General features: G+C 50.1%; 2 protein-coding genes. Both read right to left on the bottom strand.

What is annotated here, in order from left to right:
* Positions 1 to 28 precede the first annotated feature (28 nt).
* Positions 29 to 1,747, bottom strand: coding sequence for a hypothetical protein (locus tag ACOJS8_RS00565; protein ID WP_420146583.1), 1,719 nt, complete (start codon positions 1,745 to 1,747; stop codon positions 29 to 31).
* 13 nt (positions 1,748 to 1,760) lie between these two features.
* Positions 1,761 to 3,104: a DoxX family protein gene (locus tag ACOJS8_RS00560; RefSeq protein ID WP_420146582.1), complete on the bottom strand. Its 1,344-nt coding sequence runs from the start codon at positions 3,102 to 3,104 to the stop codon at positions 1,761 to 1,763.
* Between the last annotated feature and the right edge of the window lie 141 nt (positions 3,105 to 3,245).

Genomic DNA, 3,245 nt, shown 5'->3' with positions numbered 1-3,245 from the left:
TATTTGTGATACGCCCATTCTCCGGCCGTTAATACGTTCCGGCATTCAGCGTACTTTTCGAGAGCGCATAGTTTCGATTGACCCGATCCAGTACGACGTAAATCGAATCCTTATTTTCGTTTACACCAGTCAAAATCACGTGCGATCCGTCGGTAGTCTGGTAGTTCAGAATCATGCGTTTGCGCTTACCATCTTCCAAGCGAGCCTCTGATTTGATTCCTTTCGTGCGTCGCGTAGAGCGGGCTATCGGTTCTATTTTTGGGTCTTCAGGGCCGATATTGGCAAGCGCTTTGGCTGGAATCCAATTGTCCGCTGCCTTATCCGATTTGCCGTTTCGGTCTGATTTTCCTTTCTTTTTGTCCCGTTTGGCCGATGCACCGCCTTCACCCTCACCTTCTCCCCTACGACCGTCGAAGGGACGGTATTTATCCTGCAAATACAGGACGTGGTTCACCGGATCGGCATCGTAATAAAACACCCGCTGTCCGCCCGCTACGCCCGTCAGCTCAAACGTTCGGTTGATGTCGCGCATGGGCGAACCTCCGCCATTGGAGAGATCGAGCGGTACGGCGCGGTTGACCTTAAACGTCAGCGTGGACCAATTTTCAAACGTAGCTTCCTGCCAACGTACCGAATCGACCGGCGAATAAGGAATGGCTTTGTTGTTGAGTCGGAACTCCGTTACGTTATAATTACCACGTAGCGCTGAAACCCCTTTCTGAGCAGGCTGTTTGTAAGGATCGTAGCGGAAGTTGACGTATTGAATCCAGAATAATAGTACCAGAAAAACGCCAATCGTCGCTGTTTTCAGGCCAATTCTTCCTGTTTGCTGCCAGCCTTTAAATGATGGATAATAATAAGCCGGAATGGTAAACTGCTCCCGAATCAGCAGATTGTACAGATCCCGAACGTAGTACACCAGCAGAAATCCTGATAGCAACACGAAGTATGAACTGTAGCCGTGAACGCCCCCATCATACGCCAGATTGACGTAAACAATGTCGGCCAGCGCACCGAAAAGCAACACCGATCCCCAGAACGTAGTAGCCCGGAAAAACAACAGCGCTCCGGCCAGCACTTCGACGACGCCCGTGAAGACTTCGTACCAAGGCACAATACCGATGGAAAGCCAGTAGATTTTCTGGGCCGTCAGATCGCCGAAATTTGTGTTTAGCAACCCCAGCGACGGATACGGTAATTGTGTAGGCAGCAGCTTCGTAAAACCAAAACCGATAATCCCAATACCCGCCCGGTAACGTACCACCACCCGCAGCCAATAGTACAGCAAATTGTAATTGCGTGGTTCAGCTTTACGTAGTTGTACAATCGCTGTCCAGATCAGCCCAAGCACCGCAGAAACGAGCAGAATAAAAACCCATTCGCCCCAACCCAACCAAGCCGGCCACCAGCTTGCGCGACCCAGAATGTTCGGTTGAAAACGCGCTACGTCGTACAAATCGCGATAGTGCAGGTGCAGCCAGTCGAGCGAGAAAAAGTTTTTGTACCAGCTCGCACTGGTTGGCAGCGACATGACAATAAAGAAAATAAAGGCAATGCGGAAGGCGATTTTCTGACCTCCTGTCCAGTTTTTATAGCGTTTCGGCGTTTCGGTCAGCGGCTGTTTCGCAGCGCCAGACGACGTATAGGCTGCGGCCTGCCGATCTGCTACGTGGTTGTGTTCTACTAATTCTTCGGGTGAAGATAATCCTATGTCTAAACGTTCGGGGTTGATATTGGGGAGTGCCATCGTTACGGAGCGATTAGAGTTTGAGTGTACCCCGAAGACCCGCTTTGGCAGCTTCGTTCAGGAGGTATTTTTTATTGATCTTGTGAAGCACAGCGTAGACAGAGTCCCGGTTTTCGTTCAGGCCGGACAACGTAATTTGCCGCCCTGCTTGGTCATAATGCAGACGTAGCATTTCGTTCGGATAATTCGGATTACGGTTTTTAAGCGTCAATACGTGCTTTATCGAATCAATCTGATAGCTGTAATAATGTCGTCCGGCGGAACCAGCCTGTTCATAGGTGCGCGACGTATCGTCCCGATGAATTTGCTCGATATTGGCTCGGTCGAGAATGACAGGACGGTTTGACTTAATACTGATAGTGTTCCAGGTCTCGAATACAACATCCTGCCAGCGTACCGAATCGGTGTTGGAGTAGGGAATGGACTTACCCGCCAGTGTAAACTCGGCTACGTCATAAATTCCAGCCGCTCCGGGCAGGCCAGGCGTTTGCGGAAACAGGTACGGTCCCGTTTTATACGCTGCGTGCGTTTTGTAGCCGTACAGGAAGACAGCAAAGAAAATGAACGCACTTTTGAGCGCCAGTCGACCGTAACGCTGCCACTGCTCTTTGAAAACAGGCTGAAAGCGATTGGGCGCCGTGGGTTGCTCAAGCGAAACCAGCCGAAACAGCCGAACAGCGTCGAACGCAAACAAGACCAGCGCGAACGTAGTAAGCAGAAAACTGTAGATGTATTCTCCGCCCTCGTAAGCCAGATTCGACATAAAAATGTTACCGAGAAACGGAATGATAATCAGCGTACCGATGGTCGTGGTTTTGCGGTTGAGAAGCAGCAAACCGCCAAGAATCTCAACCAGTCCCAGAAAGGATTCGTAGGAAGGAACAACGCCTAAGCTCAGTGAAAACAGCTTCCAGGCCGTGAAATCGCCATAGTGCGTGTTGAGGTTGCTGATGGACGGAAGCGGAGCCTGCAACGGAAATAACTTGATAAATCCATACGCAATGACACCAATCGCCAGCCGGTAACGTAGCACCACCCGAAGCCAGTAATAAAGCTCGTTATAATCAGTACGTTTCGAATCGCGAAGGCTCCAGACTATTGTACCAATTATGGCAATCAGCGCCACAACGGCCCAGTTAGCGAACGTATCGACGGGACCGAAAAAGTGAGGAGCGTAGCGCGACAGGTTGAAAAGGTCACGGTAATAGTAAGTGCCCCAATCAATTGTAAACAGATCACGGTAAAACTTCCAGTCGAGCGGAACGGCCTGAATGAGGAAATAAAGAAAGGCAAATCGGAAAAGCTGTCGTTCGCCCTTTGTCCAGACGGGTTGTTGAGCGGATTGATCGTTGGCCATCGGTCGATTAGTTAATTATCAAAATCTATAGAATTAGTATTTTATCGCAGTCAAGTAATCAATCATAGCGTGGTGGTGGTCGTGGGGGGGGGGGGGGGGGGGCGGAGCCACCCGCACACCCCACAAAAAAAAAAAAAAAAA

The organism is Spirosoma sp., from assembly GCF_048594605.1.
GTDB lineage: Bacteria > Bacteroidota > Bacteroidia > Cytophagales > Spirosomataceae > Spirosoma.
Note: the sequence above shows the minus strand (reverse complement) of the source record. Positions and strands in the feature narration are given on the sequence as shown.